At 67.5% G+C, this 15,916-nt stretch carries 28 protein-coding genes; 10 read left to right on the top strand and 18 right to left on the bottom strand.

What is annotated here, in order from left to right; genetic code table 11:
• Positions 1–14: 14 nt before the first annotated feature.
• From ACLIBK_RS21510 to ACLIBK_RS21490, 5 genes are read right to left on the bottom strand one after another with little or no spacing between them, the layout of a single operon-like run.
• Positions 15–344: a hypothetical protein gene (locus ACLIBK_RS21510; RefSeq protein ID WP_415389360.1), complete on the bottom strand. Its 330-nt coding sequence runs from the start codon at positions 342–344 to the stop codon at positions 15–17.
• A complete protein-coding gene (locus tag ACLIBK_RS21505; RefSeq protein WP_415389359.1) occupies positions 341–712 on the bottom strand; it encodes a hypothetical protein in 372 nt (123 codons plus the stop codon). The genes ACLIBK_RS21510 and ACLIBK_RS21505 overlap by 4 nt, the downstream gene beginning before the upstream one ends.
• A complete protein-coding gene (locus ACLIBK_RS21500; protein WP_415389358.1) occupies positions 709–945 on the bottom strand; it encodes a hypothetical protein in 237 nt (78 codons plus the stop codon). The genes ACLIBK_RS21505 and ACLIBK_RS21500 overlap by 4 nt, the downstream gene beginning before the upstream one ends.
• Positions 946–948: 3 nt before the next feature.
• A complete protein-coding gene (locus ACLIBK_RS21495) occupies positions 949–1,260 on the bottom strand; it encodes a helix-turn-helix domain-containing protein (protein ID WP_415389357.1) in 312 nt (103 codons plus the stop codon).
• Positions 1,257–1,583, bottom strand: coding sequence for an addiction module toxin RelE (locus ACLIBK_RS21490; protein WP_415389356.1), 327 nt, complete (start codon positions 1,581–1,583; stop codon positions 1,257–1,259). Before ACLIBK_RS21490 ends, ACLIBK_RS21495 begins: the two co-directional genes overlap by 4 nt.
• A 306-nt stretch (positions 1,584–1,889) precedes the next feature.
• On the opposite strand from ACLIBK_RS21490, the gene ACLIBK_RS21485 reads away from it, so the two are divergent.
• Positions 1,890–2,345, top strand: a complete 456-nt coding sequence (locus tag ACLIBK_RS21485; protein ID WP_415389355.1) for a hypothetical protein — start codon at positions 1,890–1,892, stop codon at positions 2,343–2,345.
• Positions 2,346–2,537: 192 nt separating this feature from the next.
• On the opposite strand, the gene ACLIBK_RS21480 is transcribed toward ACLIBK_RS21485, so the two are convergent.
• From ACLIBK_RS21480 to ACLIBK_RS21450, 7 genes are all read right to left on the bottom strand, one after another.
• Complete coding sequence (locus tag ACLIBK_RS21480; protein ID WP_415389354.1) at positions 2,538–3,101, bottom strand: DUF4337 domain-containing protein; 564 nt, start codon at positions 3,099–3,101, stop codon at positions 2,538–2,540.
• A 100-nt stretch (positions 3,102–3,201) separates the two neighbouring features.
• Entirely contained in the window at positions 3,202–3,600 is a 399-nt protein-coding gene (locus tag ACLIBK_RS21475) for a hypothetical protein (protein WP_415389353.1), read from the bottom strand.
• Positions 3,597–4,346 carry a hypothetical protein gene (locus ACLIBK_RS21470; RefSeq protein WP_415389352.1) on the bottom strand — a complete coding sequence of 250 codons (750 nt, stop codon included), beginning with the start codon at positions 4,344–4,346 and terminating at the stop codon, positions 3,597–3,599. The genes ACLIBK_RS21475 and ACLIBK_RS21470 overlap by 4 nt, the downstream gene beginning before the upstream one ends.
• Before the next feature lie 226 nt (positions 4,347–4,572).
• Positions 4,573–4,881, bottom strand: coding sequence for a hypothetical protein (locus ACLIBK_RS21465; RefSeq protein WP_415389351.1), 309 nt, complete (start codon positions 4,879–4,881; stop codon positions 4,573–4,575).
• Positions 4,882–5,064: 183 nt separating this feature from the next.
• Positions 5,065–5,310 carry a hypothetical protein gene (locus ACLIBK_RS21460; RefSeq protein WP_415389350.1) on the bottom strand — a complete coding sequence of 82 codons (246 nt, stop codon included), beginning with the start codon at positions 5,308–5,310 and terminating at the stop codon, positions 5,065–5,067.
• An 86-nt stretch (positions 5,311–5,396) separates the two neighbouring features.
• Positions 5,397–5,591 carry a hypothetical protein gene (locus ACLIBK_RS21455; protein WP_415389349.1) on the bottom strand — a complete coding sequence of 65 codons (195 nt, stop codon included), beginning with the start codon at positions 5,589–5,591 and terminating at the stop codon, positions 5,397–5,399.
• A complete protein-coding gene (locus tag ACLIBK_RS21450) occupies positions 5,591–6,028 on the bottom strand; it encodes a hypothetical protein (protein WP_415389348.1) in 438 nt (145 codons plus the stop codon). The genes ACLIBK_RS21455 and ACLIBK_RS21450 overlap by 1 nt, the downstream gene beginning before the upstream one ends.
• 88 nt (positions 6,029–6,116) lie before the next feature.
• On the opposite strand from ACLIBK_RS21450, the gene ACLIBK_RS21445 reads away from it, so the two are divergent.
• The 4 genes from ACLIBK_RS21445 (at position 6,117) to ACLIBK_RS21430 (ending at position 8,296) form a co-directional block, all read left to right on the top strand.
• Complete coding sequence (locus tag ACLIBK_RS21445; RefSeq protein WP_415389347.1) at positions 6,117–6,371, top strand: helix-turn-helix domain-containing protein; 255 nt, start codon at positions 6,117–6,119, stop codon at positions 6,369–6,371.
• A 474-nt stretch (positions 6,372–6,845) separates the two neighbouring features.
• Positions 6,846–7,334 (top strand): GNAT family N-acetyltransferase, encoded by a 489-nt coding sequence (locus ACLIBK_RS21440; protein WP_415389346.1) that lies wholly within the window; start codon positions 6,846–6,848, stop codon positions 7,332–7,334.
• 49 nt (positions 7,335–7,383) lie between these two features.
• A complete protein-coding gene (locus ACLIBK_RS21435; RefSeq protein WP_415389345.1) occupies positions 7,384–8,025 on the top strand; it encodes an AAA family ATPase in 642 nt (213 codons plus the stop codon).
• The gene (locus ACLIBK_RS21430) at positions 8,006–8,296 is read left to right on the top strand and encodes a hypothetical protein (protein ID WP_415389344.1); all 291 of its coding nucleotides are present in this window, start codon (positions 8,006–8,008) and stop codon (positions 8,294–8,296) included. Before ACLIBK_RS21435 ends, ACLIBK_RS21430 begins: the two co-directional genes overlap by 20 nt.
• A 29-nt stretch (positions 8,297–8,325) precedes the next feature.
• Here the strand turns inward: ACLIBK_RS21430 and ACLIBK_RS21425 are convergent, their stop codons facing one another.
• From ACLIBK_RS21425 to ACLIBK_RS21410, 4 genes are all read right to left on the bottom strand, one after another.
• Positions 8,326–8,583 carry a hypothetical protein gene (locus ACLIBK_RS21425; protein WP_415389343.1) on the bottom strand — a complete coding sequence of 86 codons (258 nt, stop codon included), beginning with the start codon at positions 8,581–8,583 and terminating at the stop codon, positions 8,326–8,328.
• A gap of 88 nt (positions 8,584–8,671) precedes the next feature.
• On the bottom strand, positions 8,672–8,797 hold the full coding sequence (locus ACLIBK_RS21420) for a hypothetical protein (protein WP_415389342.1): 126 nt from the start codon (positions 8,795–8,797) through the stop codon (positions 8,672–8,674).
• A 46-nt stretch (positions 8,798–8,843) separates the two neighbouring features.
• Positions 8,844–9,913 (bottom strand): IS630 family transposase gene (locus ACLIBK_RS21415; protein ID WP_415389341.1). Its coding sequence is split into 2 segments (ribosomal slippage): positions 8,844–9,404 and positions 9,407–9,913, totalling 1,068 coding nucleotides; the frame shifts between segments, so codons are not numbered across the junction.
• Between the two features lie 338 nt (positions 9,914–10,251).
• Positions 10,252–10,791, bottom strand: a complete 540-nt coding sequence (locus ACLIBK_RS21410) for a hypothetical protein (protein WP_415389340.1) — start codon at positions 10,789–10,791, stop codon at positions 10,252–10,254.
• A 142-nt stretch (positions 10,792–10,933) separates the two neighbouring features.
• Between ACLIBK_RS21410 and ACLIBK_RS21405 the strand changes: the two genes are divergently transcribed.
• On the top strand, positions 10,934–11,170 hold the full coding sequence (locus tag ACLIBK_RS21405) for a hypothetical protein (protein WP_415389339.1): 237 nt from the start codon (positions 10,934–10,936) through the stop codon (positions 11,168–11,170).
• A 179-nt stretch (positions 11,171–11,349) separates the two neighbouring features.
• Here the strand turns inward: ACLIBK_RS21405 and ACLIBK_RS21400 are convergent, their stop codons facing one another.
• Entirely contained in the window at positions 11,350–12,348 is a 999-nt protein-coding gene (locus ACLIBK_RS21400) for a hypothetical protein (RefSeq protein ID WP_415389338.1), read from the bottom strand.
• Between the two features lie 254 nt (positions 12,349–12,602).
• Entirely contained in the window at positions 12,603–13,574 is a 972-nt protein-coding gene (locus tag ACLIBK_RS21395; RefSeq protein WP_415389337.1) for a tyrosine-type recombinase/integrase, read from the bottom strand.
• 294 nt (positions 13,575–13,868) lie between these two features.
• Between ACLIBK_RS21395 and ACLIBK_RS21390 the strand changes: the two genes are divergently transcribed.
• The 4 genes from ACLIBK_RS21390 to ACLIBK_RS21375 all read left to right on the top strand — a co-directional run bounded on the left by ACLIBK_RS21390 (position 13,869) and on the right by ACLIBK_RS21375 (position 15,916).
• Positions 13,869–14,768, top strand: coding sequence for a hypothetical protein (locus ACLIBK_RS21390; protein ID WP_415389336.1), 900 nt, complete (start codon positions 13,869–13,871; stop codon positions 14,766–14,768).
• Complete coding sequence (locus ACLIBK_RS21385) at positions 14,746–15,048, top strand: hypothetical protein (RefSeq protein WP_415389335.1); 303 nt, start codon at positions 14,746–14,748, stop codon at positions 15,046–15,048. Before ACLIBK_RS21390 ends, ACLIBK_RS21385 begins: the two co-directional genes overlap by 23 nt.
• 152 nt (positions 15,049–15,200) lie before the next feature.
• The gene (locus ACLIBK_RS21380) at positions 15,201–15,512 is read left to right on the top strand and encodes a hypothetical protein (protein ID WP_415389334.1); all 312 of its coding nucleotides are present in this window, start codon (positions 15,201–15,203) and stop codon (positions 15,510–15,512) included.
• On the top strand, positions 15,509–15,916 hold the full coding sequence (locus ACLIBK_RS21375) for a hypothetical protein (RefSeq protein WP_415389333.1): 408 nt from the start codon (positions 15,509–15,511) through the stop codon (positions 15,914–15,916). The genes ACLIBK_RS21380 and ACLIBK_RS21375 overlap by 4 nt, the downstream gene beginning before the upstream one ends.

Here is a 15,916-nt window from a genome sequence, read left to right as displayed (position 1 = left end):
CGAAAGGTCGCCGGCTAGAGGCGCTTAATTCGGCGGGCCTCGATCGCCTCCACCGCATCCCGCAGGAACATCATGCGCGCATCCCAGCCGGGTTGCTGGGCCAGGGCCGGCGTCCGGGCGGCGATGGTGTCTTGTTCCTCGATGTGCCGACGCAGCTCGGCCAGCACGTCGCGGGCGAGGTTGGCGCCGCCGGGCTCCATCACGCGGCGGGTTGCCAGCTCCACCGCATAGGCTTCCAGCCGGTTCCGCATCTTCGGGACTATCTCGCCCGCCTCCTGCACCTGGGCGGCGAGGTCGCGCAGCACGTCCACGAACTGCTGCGCCGAGAAGGGCGGCGAGGTCATGGCGGAGGAGGCGCCTGCACCTGTTTTGCCTCTAGTTCCTTCACCTGCAGCTCAAGCTGCCGCAGCTTCAGCATTGCTTCCCGTGTCTGCCTGCGCTCCGCCCGCCACGCGAGGGTTAGGTTGGAGATGCTAGCCACCGCGGCCAGCAGCCCGGTTAGTGTGGAGCCGATTGCGGCAACTAGTGCCCATGTGCCGTTCCCGCCGGCAGATTGAATGTCCCCGCTGGGTGGTGGGGCGTGCACCAGTCCCGTTTCAACCCAAAACCAAAAAAGGATCAGCACGCCGGGCACCAGTAACCCGGCCGCCCACTTTGCGAGCCGGAGAGCTATCTGTCGCCGCGCTAAGGCGAACTGCTCGGCTTCGCTCACGCCAGCGCTACCCCGCGCGCCGCCTTGTGCGCCTCGTAGTCCCGCAGCGCCCATGCCTCTTGCGCGATCCAGGCGGACAAGAAGCCACCCGATTGGTTCCGGTTGGGCAGGTTGTCGGCGTACTCCACCACGTCGAGCCATTTCGCAAATGCGTCCAGCGTGTCGGCCGCGGTGCGGATAGTCTCGGGGGTGGGGTTGGCCCGGAGCTGCCGGGCGGTGTCGCGGGGCGTCATGGGCTATGCCGGTGCCAGGGCTCGCACCACCGCCTCGGGCTCCCGCGCGATCACCCGCAGCAGCGTCCGGGCAGCCGGGTCCGGCTTCCGCAAGCCCTGTTCCCAATCCCGCACCGCGGCCAGCTTGAGGCCGAAGCGATCCGCGAACGCCTCGCGCGACAGGCCGGTGCCGGCGCGGATCGCGCGTACATCCGGCACGTCGGCGGCCAAGTGGACGCGGGCAGGCTCGGCCTCGCCGCGCACGATGGCTGCGGCCTGCTCGAGCGAGGCGATCAGCTCGCGGCCGAAATCCGTGTCGTCGGTAGTGTCGGTCATCGGCTCCCCTTCATCGCTTGTGTCAGGCGCACCACGGCGTCGCGCTGGGCCGGGCTCAGGTCCGTCTGCTGGTTCTTGCCGTAGATCAGCAGGGCCAGCACCGGCATGTCATCCGTCAGCACGTAGTAGATCACCCGGAAGGCGCCGGACTTGCCCCGGCCCTTGGGCGCCCACCGCAGTTTGCGGATGCCACCCAGCCCGGGGATCACGTCGCCGGTCATGGGATCGGCCGCCAGCACCGCGACCATCTCCGCCCGTTCCTCGCGCGACAGCAGGCTATCGGCCTGCCGGGAGAAGATCGGGGTTTCGAGGACCGCGTGCATGGGCAGTATATACAGCATTGCGGCATCTTACACAACCGCATTGCTGTAGCTTGCGAGGCGGGAGTTCTGTCGGGGGCAGGGCATTGGGCGGGAGTTCCAGAAAGGAATTGCAATGCCCCGGGCAGCTACCGGCGATTAGGTCGCAGAGGCGAGGGGGTGTCCGACACGCCAACGGGAGCCCCCGCAGGAGCCCCCGTTGCGCTGGCCGGTTTGGTGCCCCGGCCGGCTCCTCCCCTTCCGACTGGCCGTCCTCCCCGGCATGCTCAACGTTAATCGCCTAATGAGGCCGCGATGCATGCGAGACTGATGGTGATGCTGCTGGCATTGTTGCCCATCGGCCCAAACGTGGGGCACAGCCAGCCAACCGTCGCCCTGGGAGGCCCGACCCGCCCGAGCGTTGAAACTGCTGACACCGAGCGAGCCTCGGCTATTCACAGCGCCATGGTCAGCCTTGCGCAGCACTGGGCCATCGCGGCCGAAGCGACAGCGTGTGGCATGCGAACGCGCACATGGAAGGACAACGCCTACTTTACCATTGAGGATGAGGCCGAGCGCCTCGTTCAGCAGTTGGCCTACACTGCCGAGTGGACCGGATATGCTCGTGGTGTGTTCGCAGGTGCTCGTGCGACAGCAGGCGCAATGGCAGCTAGGGCCGACGCGCACCAGCAGCAGCGGCTCTGCGATGAACTTCGTGCAGATGATGCGGCCTTGCAGCGGCTGGACACCTTCTTGGCGCACAGATCGACCACCAATGGTGGCTAACATGCTGAGGTGCTGGCGCGCGTGGGCTCCGGGAACCATGCCGCCGGCTCGATAGGCTCGGGGTTCCAGCCGACCGGCGGCGCAGGCTTCGGGTTGGTCGGGCTGAGCGAGCCCGGCACGGGCCGGCGGGCGGCGAGGGTGGCGCCTACCATTCCCCAGGCACCCAGCAAGCCGCCAGCGCCTGATAGCCGCTTAGAGGTGGATCAGCTCCGGGGCGAAGAAGCCCAGGCCGGCCAGAGCAATGCCGATGACGCCCAGGATGGCGCCGCCGAGCGCTAGCAGCGGAACGCCCGTGACGATGCTGGCGGAGGCGATGACGATAGCCACCTGGAAGATGGCGGAGCCGTATTCGTACATGTGGTAGGCGGCCATGGAGCGGTCGCGGACGCGTTCAGCGGCCTTGGCGCGTTCGGCTAGCTCTCGCCGGCCTTCGCCGGTGGCGGGCTCGCTCTCCCAGCGCTGGGCGGCGGCCTGCCACGCCTCGATCTGGCGTGTCGTCGCAGCACGGCGATCCTCATCAACGGCGGCGAGCCCGATAGCGGCGCCCTCGGCGGCGGTGCGGACGGTGGTCTGGCGAATGCTGCGGGCCTGGAAGAAGGCCCAGAGATTGGATGCCTCAACGTTGCGGGAAAGTGCCTCAGTCTGAGCGCCCTTTGCGCCGGTCTCGGCTAACGCGAGACAGAGGGCGAGGATGGCTATGAGGAGGGCAACGCGCTTGTTCTCACCGCTGTGGTCAACATGTCCATGGCTGGCCATAAGGCACCCCGTTTGATGAAAAATCCTCCATGACATCGGGTCACAGCGCTGTGAAGGCAGTGCGACGGGGCTGCAGCCCGCTGGGCGGGGAGAGGGGCGCTCACGCGCCCGGCCCTTCGCGCAGAATGTCGGCCACCAGGGAGTGCGCGATATCTTCGCTCGCCCGCTCCCCCATGCGCTCGGCCACCTTCGCCTTTGCGTGCATCTCGGCACAGGTCCGGGCGGGCGCGCCCGCTATCTCCCGCTCCAAGCGCAAAGCCACGTTGTCGAGGCGGTCAATCTCACCTGCAACACGCTGCTCATCCTCGAAGGTCCGCACGTTGTCTGCGTAGAACTGTTCGTGCGTGTCCTTGGCCTCGTGCCATGCCGCGCACAGGGCCAGGAAGGCGCTCCGCTCGGCCGCCCGCTGCACCACCGGCACGGCCACGGCCGCCACCGGGATCAGCACCGCGCCAGCCCCCAGCAGGGCGCGGCGGGAAGAACTGCGCGAGCCGGTCATGCCACGCCACCCCGCAACACGTCCTGCAGCAGCGACCACGCCATGTGGTCATCGCTGTTCATGGGACCGGCGGAAGCGGCGCCGTTGTCCCCCATGTCGAGAGACACGGCGCGCGCCTTCGCCCGCAACCCGGCTGGTGTTCTCGCCCGCGTGTAGGTGATGCGCTCGTGCAGTTCCGCGATCTCGTCGTCCAGCAGGTTGGCCTGCTTTCTCAGGGCGACGCATCGCGGGTCGCGGTCGCGCATCTTACCAGCCGTGTTGAGCAACCGGCAGCTTTCCGCCTCAAGCTCGGCGTACCGGCTGCAATCCGCGATCAGCCGCGCGTCGGGCGCCAGCGCCGCCACCGCAGCCGGCGGGAACGCTACGGCGCCGGCCAGCCGCAGGAGGTCGTGCAGCAGGTCCCACGACCAGGGCGCCGCTAGGGTGCCCTCCGGGTTCGTGGTGTAGCCGATGCCCAGCTGTTCCACCTTGGCGGCCTGGGCCTTGGCGATCATGCCGGCGAGGGTCTGTGGCACGGCGGCGTTGATTGCCTCGCAGGACCGCTCGTAAGCCTGCCAGGTCGGGCCATCGTCCGGCTCGCTGTCGGGGGCGGCGTGCAGGGCGGCCAGCTTCGCCGGGTGTTCCGCACAGATGCGGATCAGCTCGGCGTCGGGGCTGGCCTCAGCCGACGCGGCGAGCGTCACGGCGGGCAGGGCTGCGGCAGCGAGGGCGGCACCGAAGGCACCGCGGCGGGAAAGCTTGGTCATGCTGCATTGCTCCCGGGCTTGGTTGGCTTGGAGGACTTGCCGGTTCTTCTCGGCGGCCAGTTCGGGCGCGGCTTGGACGGGAAGCGCGGGGGCGCGGCTGGGGCAGGAGCAGCGGGCGCGCGGAAGCCGCGGGCGTCGGCTCTTCTTGCGGCGGGCGCCTCCCCTGCCCTGGCAGGGGCGAGGTCGCGGAACGGGATCACGTTGGACAGGGCGGGGCTACGGCCGGTCACAGGCCGATGCTCCCCAGCAGGCCGCGCCGCAGGTTCAGCGGCAGCCGGCCACCCGTGGCGAGGTAGGCGGCGCGCTGCTCGGCGGTGGTGGCGCGGATCGTGACGGCGGGATGGGTGAAGGGGGCGAGGGTGGCGGCCTGGACGCTGGCCTCGGTGGGCTCGGCCTCGCCCTCGTGGTCGGGCTCAAGGTCCGCCGCCGGGGCGTCCAGCGCGTCCGCGAGGTCCAGCAGGGCCTCGGCCAGAGACAGGATGCGCCGGCGCTGGTGGGCGATGGCGAAGCGTTCGGACAGAGTGGCCGGCGGCACTCTTCTTCCGCGTAGATCGGCAGCCATCAGCCGCAATCTTCTGGGCGAAGTGGTGGTAAGGGTCGCGGTAGCCATCAAGTTTGATCCCTTCTTCCTTGGTGGTTAGGCCGGGCGGTGGTTTCGCTCCCCACCGCTCGGCCGCTCTTTCCCGGATCACCCGCCGGACGCGGGATCGGTTGGGGCCTAGCCCCGGTGCGCCTCCGTGGCGGCCTCGATACGCTGCGCCAGGCGCCCCACCGTGGCGGGCATGTCGGCCGGCATCACGTCGATGGCGGGTCCAAACTCCCGGCGTAGGGCACGTAGGACGGCGGGCCACTCCCCAGGTCCCACTACGTTGCGCAGAGCGTCGTGGCGGGTAGGGATCAGCGCCGGGCAGCAGACGCGGCACAGCACGTCCACCACGCGGCGGAGGGTGTCGGGGCGTTCCATGGCGGGCCGATGCGCACGCAAAAGGTGCGGAAACGTGGCTGCGGCGAGGCGGCGCGTGGCGTGGGCCGGCAGGTTGGCGGGGCGGGTCACAGCGCCACCGCCTGCCGCACCAGGGCATCGGACGCGCTGCGGTAGCTGGCGGCGTCGGTGGCGTAGAGCGCGACCAGGGCCACGGTCTGCTGCGCGGTGGCGAGACGGGTGCAGCGGCCCGCCATCCAGCGGAGGAAGCGCGCCCGGTTCAGCAACAGCGCCCGGCGCTGCGCGGTGCGGTCGGGGCACATCAGGAAGCCACCGCGGCGAAGGCGGTGCGGGCCACGTCCAGGGCGCGCTGTGCGGCCCGCAGCTGGGCGCGGCGGCGGTTGATCCCGCGCATAGCGTCGGCCTGCAGCCGGCGGCGCGTCTCGGCATCCACGGGACGGCGGGGTAGGCCGCGCGCCAGCGGCGGCAGGCTGGTGCGGTTGGCCTCGCCCAGCGTCAGCCGGGCACCGTTCCAGCAGCGCACCGCGTCGCGGAGGGCGGCCTCGGCGGCCTGCAGCGCCTTGGCGGCCAGGGCGGCAGCGTCGGGGGCAGCGGCGGGGGCGAGGGTGACGTGCAGGGGCAGGCCGCGCATCGCCGCGACGTTGGCCAGCACCGTGTCGGTCAGGGCGCCATCGGTGAACAGCTCGGCGGCGGCCAGGACGGCGGGGTTCAGGCTGAGGTCAGAGCGAAGGGGGAGCATGGGGCGGGGCCTCAGTGCTATTCGTTGGCATCAACCAAAATAACTGCTAGGCTGGGGGTGTCAATGGAAAATGTTGAGGTCGCCGTAAATGATTGAACCGCCCGCTACCCCTGCCCCGGCGCAGGTTCGGGCCGCGCGTGCTTTGGTGGATTGGTCGCAGTCGGACCTGGCGGAGAATGCCCGCGTGTCTCTCAGCACAGTCCGGGATTTCGAGGCTGGCCGGCGTCAGCCCATGCGGCAGAACATCGAAGCCATGCAGCGCGCCCTAGAAGGCGTGGGCGTGATCTTCGTGGCTGAGAACGGGGAAGGCCCCGGCGTGCGGCTGCGGAAGACGCCCCAGTGACACAGGCGCAAAGCTATCGGGATCAGCCGGCCTTCCTGTACGTCTTCGGGAAGCCAGACGGTCCCTGCAAAGTGGGTGTGACTAACAACCCAGCATCGCGAGCTCGATCACTGCTGGCGTATCTGCCTGGCGCTCGATTAGGGGGAGGTGGAGCCATGCTCTGGCAGTCCCAGCCTTTGCCCAGGCAGAGAGCGGAAGGTTTGGAGAAGGTGACGCTGCAAAGCTTGGCCGGCAGGGAGGACCGAACAAACCAGCTCGCCTGGCAAAGGTGGCGGACAGACTGGTTTGCAGTGCCCGCGCAGGAAGTGCTGGCAGCCCTCCGCTGCGCCCTAGAGGCTGGCGGCGTCGAGTTCATCCCTGAGAACGGGGGCGGTGCTGGCGTGAGGCTGCGGGAGCGGCGTGCCACACCGTGACAGCCTTCCTCCATGCTCTGCTCACGTATCTACGTAGGTACGTAGATAGGCACGTTTTCTGATGTTGGACTGGCGTATCCGCGCTGGCAGAGACTTCGACTGGCCACAGCTCCAGGTTCTTGCGGAAGGTGCTGTGGAGGAAGCCATATCTCGCGAAGGCTCTATGACCTTACGCAGGCCGGGTATGCCCCTTCCGGAAGACTTATGGCCGCCAAGAAGCGGGTATGTGGCGTTTAGACCAGTTGATGGGGGATTAGTAGGCTTTGTGGCAGTTCAGTTTTTTGAGCCGACACCGCACCACTCAGGTAGGCATGCGGACATCTCGTTGATCGTCGTCGCCGCTGAGGCGCGCGGGCAAGGGATTGGGACTGCTCTACTGCAGTATGCCGTAGAGGGCGCGAAGCGATGGGGCGCAGCCACGGTCAAACTTGATGTGGACGAGGGGAACCTCGCCGCCCGCAAGCTCTACGAGAGAGCAGGATTTGCGACTATTAGCCGGCTGATGGGCCTGCAATTGCTAGAACCTCAACAGGAGCCCAGGACGCGATGAGCAGTGTGCTCCTACGCATCTACGTACTTACGCAGGTACGTCCGTGCGGGTGATCCTGCTGCACACCCCGAAGGGTGGTTCCGGCAAGTCTACGCTGGCGCGCGAACTAGCGGTTGCCTTCACCCTGGCCGGGCAGCGGGTGGGGCTGGTGGACCTAGATCCCCAGGGCACCACAACGGGGTGGTACGGGAGGCGCGAGGCCGCCGAGCCGGTGTTGTTGGACGGCAAGGGCGGTACGCCCGACCTGGCCGGCGCTGAGGCAGCGGGCATTGACGTGCTGGTGGTAGATACCCCGCCGGCGACGCCCGCCTTCCTGCCTGCGCTGATCCCGCAGGCGTCGGCCGTGCTGGTGCCGGTGCGCCCTTCCCCGGATGACCTGCTGGCAGCGGCGCCGATTGCGGCCAGCCTTGCTGGGCATCCTGCCTGGGCGTTCGTGCTGGCGCAGGCCCCGACGCGCTCCCGCCTCACGATGGGCGCTGTCCGGCAGCTCGCCGCGCTGGGCCGGCTGGCTCCGGTGACGGTGGGGTTCCGGGCAGACTTCCCGGCCGCCGCGATCGAGGGCAAGGCGGCCGTGGAGTTCCCCAGCACGAAGGCAGCGGAAGAGGGTACGCAGCTACGTGCGTACGTAGAGCAGATGATGGGCGGCAAGCCGGCCGGGACGGGAGGGAAGCGTGGCAAAACCCCGCGGTGATCTGGGCGCCCTGGTAGTGCCGAAGGCGACGGCGGCGCAGGCTGTGCCGCACGCCCAGGCCACCCCTTCCCCGGCCATCGCGCCCGCCTCGGTGGCAGTTCCGGCTGGGCAGGACGGCGGAGCGCCGAAGGCTCTAACCGTGAAGCTGGACGCGGCGACCTACCGGCGGCTGCGGCGGTACTGCCGGGAGGAAGAGGACGCGACCGGGAAGGCTCCGACCCATCAGCAGGTGATGGTGGCGGCGCTGCTGGCCTTCCTGCCGCCCGAGTAGGCGCGTGCGTAAGTACGCAGCTGCGTAGACTAGATCGCGACCGGTCGCCCCAGCCCGTCGCGGTAGTCCACCACGTCATCAGGCATCTGGTGCCGGCCGCAAGGGAACAACAGTTCGCGCGCCTGGGCGGGGTCGAAGGGCTGCCGCTCCACGTACCTGCCCGTGTCGCAGCGGGGGCACCGCAGGTGGATCCAGCAGCCGCAGCGGCCGAGGCCGGGTGAGCCGCACCGGACGCAGCACACCGCCTCGTCTATGGCCTGGGCGATGGGATTGGACGTGGTGAACATCAGCGCACCTACCTACGTGCGTAGCTACGTAGGCAACACACGCCGCGGAGCGCAACGGCCTTGCCGAGCTGTGGCGGTTCCGCTTGACCTAGCGCGCCTTGACGGGCGGGTACGCGGCAGGATCGTACCGCCAGTTCTGCCCGTCCCAGCGCATCCCGTCCCACCACGCTTCGCCCAGCGTGGCACCGACAGGCGACAGATCAGGTAGCGGCATCACATCCACCAGCTCAGGTACCAGCCAGGGGCAGGTTATACCCGGCTCATGAAGTTCTGACTGACCGCAGGTATGGGTAGTTGGTCAGGGAAGCGATGCGGCCCGTCTCTGCGGTGAGTTGGTTCCAAGCGTCGCAACAGCCGTGGACGATGGCATCGAGGCCTGGGAAGAGGCGGAGCGAGAGGAAGCGCTCGCGCAGGTACAGCCAGACGCGCTCGACCGGGTTCAGCTCGGGCGCGTAGGGCGGCAGGAAGATGAGGCTGATGTTGGCCGGCACGGCGAGGCGGCCTGCGATGTGCCAGCCCGCGCCGTCCAGCAGCAGGGCGGCCTGTGCCCGCTTGGGCAGGGTGGCGCTGAAGCGGTCGAGGAAGACCTGCATGGCCGCGGTGCCGACCTCGGTGAGCACGAGAGCAAAGGCTTGGTCGGTACCCGGTCGGACAGCGCCGAAGATCCAGGCGGACGCGTGTCGCTGATCGACCGTGCCGCGCGGGCGAAGGCCGCGCTCGTACCAGACGCGGGCACCGCGGCCTTTCTGGCCCACGCGGGCCTCGTCTTGGCACCAGAGTTGGACCTCGGCGTCGGGGTGGGCACGGGCGATCTCCTTCAGGGCTGCGTCGAGGCCCCCTTTTTGAACCGCTCCCTCGCGGCCGGATCCGCCTTCGGATGGCTGGGCCGGGTCTTTTGCCAGCTCAGGTCGAGCGACTTCACCAGCCGCAGCATGCCGCTCTTGCGGTAGCTCACGCCGAAGCGCTCCTCCGCCACCCGGCACAGGTCCACGATGCGCCAGGACGACACGCCGTCCCGCTCGCGATTGGGCCCGCGCAGCACGACCGCCTTGAAGGCCGCCTGCTGCCCCTCGCTCATGCGCGTTGGCCGTCCCGAGCGGGGGTGATCACGCAGGCCCGCCACGCCGTCCGCGTTGAAGCGGATCACCCAATCCCTGAGCGTCTGCCGGTCCATCCCCGCAGCCCGGGCCGCCGCCTCGCGGCTCATGCCGTCCAGCACGTTCGCCAGCGCGATCAGCCGACCCGAGACCCGCCCATCCCGCTCGCGCCGGGCCAACCGCCGGAGCTCCCCCGCCTCCATGTCGCTGCGGACCGCTACCGCCGCACCCATCCCGTGCTCTCCTCCACCTCAGAGAGCACCGAATCACAACACTCCGCCCTATGCCTCACACGAATGAGTCAGCATTTCGTGCGCCGGGTATTAGACCGCGCTCCTCGGTCGCCTTCCACAGCGCACGCCATGTGATCCGGCGCGCCTGTTCGGGGTCAGTAGCCAGCACCCGCACTACCTCACGAGCGATGCTCCCAAGCCACTCGGGGGCGTCCAGGCGGGCGACGTTCGGGTGCAACGCGAACATGCAGAGGGCAGTGGACATAGGGCAGGGCTCCGGTTGCTACCCTTCGGCTGTCCAGATCAAGCAGGGCGGGCGCAAGGAGCATTTGCGAGCATTAGCCCGGCTTTTTGGTGGAAGGCCGAGCCCTCGCCTTGGATCGGGCCTTCGGAGCTTTCAGAGCTCTCATAGCGACCAGATGCTCGCGCTTAGCTTCAGCGCGGATCTCCCCAAACTCTCGGATGCCTCTATGCATCTCGTCGTCGCCTGCCGCCTCCTGAGTGCGTTGGCCCAGGAGTTTTGAGGCAACAACCTGCAGGGCACCGCGAACGACTTGTTCCTCGGCGTCGAGGCGCTCGGCTTCTCTCGAAGAGAGGCTAGGCAGATGACGATAATGCTCCTGGATCCGCAGCGCCGCGGCTATGTCATCAGCGAACAGGGTCGGGCCGGCGATCTCTTGGTAAGCCTCGATCGCGATCACGACCTCAGCCGCATCCTGGCCCAGGGTCCAAGGCTTCCCGGCTCCACGGATGACGCGCAGCAGGTTGGCGGCCAACTCACGGAGAGCTCGGACAACCTGCTCGCGTGCTCGGTCGGTGGCCTCTTGCTTTCGCCGAGCCTCCAACTCGGCCTCGGAGTTCTCGGCAACAACCTTCACGTCCCACCTTGCCTCTAGCGTTCACGGTTCGAAACGGTATCGCCATGTTCGGTTCGGGAGGAAGGCGGTCTGGGGACTGGACGCCGCTCAAGGGGCAGGTTCAACCTAAGCGGGATAAAGGGGGAAACGGACACACTCTCGCATGATCAGCCAACCTATCCCGCTCGTGCTCCATAAGGCCGAACTGATCGCCCAGACTGCACGGCTCGGCGGCCCGTCCTACCGCTATCGCGGCTCTACTCTCGACGCGACCGATGCCGCCGACCCACAACTCGTGAAGTGGTTCCTGAAGTCTCCGGGGCACCCCTGCGACGGGCACGCTTTCGCCTCGCAGGAGGAGTGCAGGCGAACCGTGAATTACTGGCTGGACCAGGACTAGCCGGCGCCAGAGCCGGAGCCGACTAGGTTCCGCCACCGGGAACCTAGTCACGCATGGGCAGCGCGCCGCCGTGACCAAGCATCCCGGCCACCAAGCATGGAGCAGATGCACTAGCCACTGGGGCCTTCGACCCGCTGTCGCACAGGTGAGCGCTGAGGAGCTGCGTGCCAGTCGCCATCTTATGGACGAGTACCACGTCGTCTCTTGCGAGATGCGGCGCGAGGGCCTGCCCAGCGTAGGCGAGACAGGCCTCTCTTCGTGCCGGCTTTGAAAGCCTTCCTGCTTCGTGCAGGCCTTTTCTGCCCAGTATCCTGGTCTCGAAGAGGACGCCAGACAGTGGCAAACCACAGGCGGGTGATGCAGTGCGAGACCAACGGCTTTGCGCGTTCGATGAGTGTTTTCAGTGGGCTCCCTGTCAACAGCAAAGGATGCCACAGCGATACTCCCGCCGGCTTCACGGGATGCCAAAGCGTGTTCTGATAAGGCAGAACCTTCTGAGCCGGTCGGAACACAAATGTGCCGGGAGAATGGGAGTAGGTTCCGGCCTGCGCGAAGTAGAAACGGTTGCGGTTTTCCGGCCGGACATAAGGGCCGTTGCCGCCGATGTCCTCCACACGCATCCCGGTTTGGGCAGCGATGCTCGGCACCGTGATTTCATAATGGCCGCCCAGACCCGCCTGATAGGCATCGTGCAGAGCTTGGAGCGCTCGTCGGCTGAGCCGGCAGATGGGCAGAAAGCCCTTCAGCAGGTTTGCGGACGTCCAGTTCAGTGCTGCCGGCATCACCAGTCTTGGGTAGGACAGAACCGCCCGCTTGTGAGGCACCTCGTCGATTGGCAGGATCGTTGTGGCGAGAAGGTCAGCGCCCGTCCGCCGGAAGCGTTCAAAGAAGACGCTCCAGTTTCCCTCCCAGTGGACGTCGTATTCGACAAACCAGTAGCGGTCGTAATAGGGACGACGGCGCGCGAACTCGAGGAACACGAGATCGAGGTTGCCCGCCATCTCCCAGTCTGCAGCACGGCATTTTTCCGGGTAACCTAAGCGGAACAGGTCACTGAGCGTCACGTGCACGAGTTCCTGCGAACTCATCCCAGCTTCGCAGGGCGGCGGTTCATCGTTGCTGAGCAGAAACGCAACATCCATCATTGGTGGTGCTTCGCGGCGCAGACGTTCGAACACGGCCCGGACTGGCTCATTCAGCACATGACTAACGAATGTGATACAGTCTCGCATAAGCAACCAACACCCCGGAGATAGGGGGTCAACAGCACAGGCCAGGGCAGTGATCACAACACACTTTGGGATGAGCTAGGCCAGCTTCGCGCGCACGGGAGCGCGCTGCCGCGTCATCGAAAGGCGTCGGAGCCGACTAGGTTCCTTGTGCGGGAGGATAGTCATTTACGGCTAGAGCCCGGTCTCGTCCGCCGCGCCAGTTATCGCCGGTTCCGCTCGTACAGCCGTGCCACCGCACCTCGCCCAGCTGCCAGCCTTTCGCCGTACCTCGCCGGCATGGTGGGCGACTTCCACCGCCCGGCCTGCATGATGCCGGCCGTGTCCTCGCCGGCCGCTACCATGTCCTGCGCCGTGCCGACGCGGCAGGAATGCCCGGACACGTCGGAAGGATCTAGGCCAGCTCCTTCCGCCAGCCGCTTGAGGATGCGTGGCACGTCGCCGCCGGTTAAAGGCTCCCCGACACGCCCGGCCTTGTTCACCGCCCGGAAGATCGCCCCTTCCGTGATCCCGGCCGCCTGCGTCCACTGGCGCAGCGCCGTGACGGTGCGAGGGGACAGCCACAGAACCGCACCCGCGCCCTCCTGGTCGGTCTTGCTGCGGCGGATAAGGGCGGTGGCACTGCCATCCGGCGCGTGCTGCACGTCCTCCATGGCGAGGGCCACGGCTTCCGATCGGCGGGCCAGCAGGTCCGACATGGTGAGGACGAGGGCGACATTACGGAGGGCCGGCAGGGTCCGGCCGGCGGTGGCTAGGATGCGCTCTAGCTCACGCCCGCCCAGCGGTGCCGCCTGGCGCTGGCGGGTGCCGAGCTGCCGGGCCATGCGCTTGAGGGCAAGGCGCACTTCCTCGCCCTTCGCGGGATCGGGATAGCGGGCCATCCGGTGCGTGACAGTGATCGCCCATACCGCCTGCCGGATCGTGGCGGCCTTCACGCCCTTGAGCGCCAGGGTGTCCACATAGTCGGCCACCACTTCGGGTTCGGCTGGCAGCGCGCAGCGTTCGCGGTCCTCGCACCAACGGAAGAAGGCGGCCCGGCCACGTTCCCAGGCCCGCACTGTCTCAGCCGCCATGGTGCCGCGGGCGTGGTGCGCGCTGTGGGCAAGGCGCTCCGCGAGGTCGGCTTGGAGGGCGGGGAGGGTACCTGGAACGGCGGCGGGAAGCTGGTCGGACATGCTGGCGCGGTCCCTGGGGCTGCTGCACAGCATAGTTCCCGGTAATTGCCATTACCATGAGCTATAATGGTAAGCAGGGAGTGGCGGAGGGAATGCGGGAACAGGGGTGTCCATTCCGGCCGAGAACAGGCTAGCCTTCGCCCTGCCCACAGCTTGGGCCGCTAGGTGCCTTTCAATCGCCCTCGGCCCGGAAGACAACATCGGGGCCTCTTTCATAACTTCCTTGCTCCCGCGCTCCGCAGATGGTACACCCACTTCCGAAGGTGGAGCCGTCCCATGCCGTCTGGGCCTGTCGTGCTGAAGGAGCTGACTGAGCAGGGTCTCGACTATGGCTACATGCTCGGCGTCGTTCGGTACCTGCGCCCGGCCGGGCTGTCGAAGATCAGCGGAAAGGGTGGCGGTAAGGCAGTGGTCCATTGGGACTACCCCGATTTCTCCAACTTCATCACAGGGCTTGCTGGGGATCAGCCCAACGCTGCTCCTGAAGCGGTACGGACGCTTTGCCCCTTGCTGCACACTCGCTCGTTCCAGGGCGAGATTTGGGACAAGCCGACTTTCGTCCCCTCGTACCAGCGGGATTTCGAGAAGAACCCACAGGACCCGGAACGGGATCTGACCTGGGAGCGCTTCCTTCAAAGTCAGATGCAGCGCCTGGTTGATATGGACCCGAGCGAGCGGGAAGAGGACCGGAAGCTTGCTAGGGGCGATCTCATCACGATGACGATGAGCCCGCCGCGGGTCGACGTGACGTTCTACATGGGAACCAAGTACACGACCTTGGTCTTCGAGCGGCCAAGCGAATACAAGAACGCTTTGCTTACTCTGATGGACGCTCAGCCGCAGGCGCCTCTCTGGCGGCGGCATACCACCCAGCTGCCGCTCACCATCATTTACGCTGCCGCCGAACTGCTGGCCAAGAACCCGGCCAGCACAGGCGGACTACTGCCTCAGGCGGAGGCGAACGCCAACGCCGAAGCCTTGGGCACCCCCCAACACGAGAACGCCCCAGACCTGCCAGGGTCCGGGGCGCGTACTCGTACAATCCAGCCGCGCGCCAACGCGACCGGGGCAGTCACCAGCCCGGAAATTAGGGAAGTAGGGATTAAGCATCAACCCTATTCCTTCGCAGACGTGCGGCACCCCTCCGTGATCGGAAAGGATGCCCTGCATCATGCCGAGTTCCCCCGCCCTTAGGGGCCTGCTCCCACTGAGGGCCGCCAGCTCGGCGGTCCTCCATCATGTCGGACGTGATGGCGACCCCGTAGCCGAGGCCAAGGCGCGCTACCGCCTGCTGTGGCAGGCCATCGTCGGCAACCCGACCCTCGCCGAACGGATCGGCGGGCGGCTGTTCATCCGGGAAGAGAAGGCGAAGCTCGACGCGCTCGCTGTCGCCCTCGGGTTGGCGCCGGCTGTTCCGAAGCCGTCCCGGGCGCGCCGGGTGGCCCCGCTCTCCAACCAGGCGGCGGCGGCCTAGTCCCTAGAACGCGAAACAGCCCGCCCCCGATGCGGATCGGGAAACGGGCTGTGGGTACGCTACTACGGGACTGAACTTCGCCGGCCCGAAGATAGCGCGAGCCCTTCGCAGTTCCAAGGGATTTGGCCGCTGCCCCGCGAGGGGAGGCGACATTGACCATTCGTACCAAGTTCCCGGCCGACACTGCAGCCCGGCTGAACATTATCCCGACCGGCCTCGTCGGCGGCTTTCCCTACGTTGTGATCCTGGCCCGCCCGCCGGTGGAGCCTGTCACCGCGTCGCTGGTGCGGCCGGGCGAGGTGTCGACCATTCTGACCCACGACGCCGATGTGTCCTGGCCTGACGATCACGGGCATGAACTGGCCGCCGCGACGCTGGGACGGAATGGCGTTGCGCTGCTGGCCTTCGCCACCCTGGCCGATGCCATGGCTTGCCACGCCGAAGTTCGGAGGATCCAGGCATGAGTGCCCTCATGGATCCCCGGACCGCCGACAAACTGGCGAAGGTTGCTGGGCTACTGGCGTCCGACCAGGACGGGGAACGCGCTGCCGCTGCTTGGCAGGCATCGCGGCTGCTGACCTCCTGCGGGTGGAGCTGGGCCGAGCTGGTGGAGCGCGCCACGACGCCCACGCCGATCCCGCAGTCCCGGCCGCAGCCCAACCCCAGCGCCTACTCCTACGCTTACCCGGGCGGTGCCCCTGACCACGTTGCTGCGGCCCGCCGAGCGCTGATGAGCGCGCATCTGCTGACGCCGTGGGAAGCGGCCTTCTGCAACAGCATCGCGGGGCAGCGGCGCGGCCTCAGCACTAAGCAGCGTACCACCCTCGACGCCATCACGGCGAAGCTGCGCCAGGCGGGTGCTGCGTGA

The sequence above is a fragment of the Roseomonas sp. BN140053 genome, assembly GCF_047690175.1.
GTDB lineage: Bacteria > Pseudomonadota > Alphaproteobacteria > Acetobacterales > Acetobacteraceae > Roseomonas.
The sequence above is the reverse complement of the archived record's forward strand: the minus strand, read 5'-3'. Positions and strand labels throughout refer to the sequence as shown.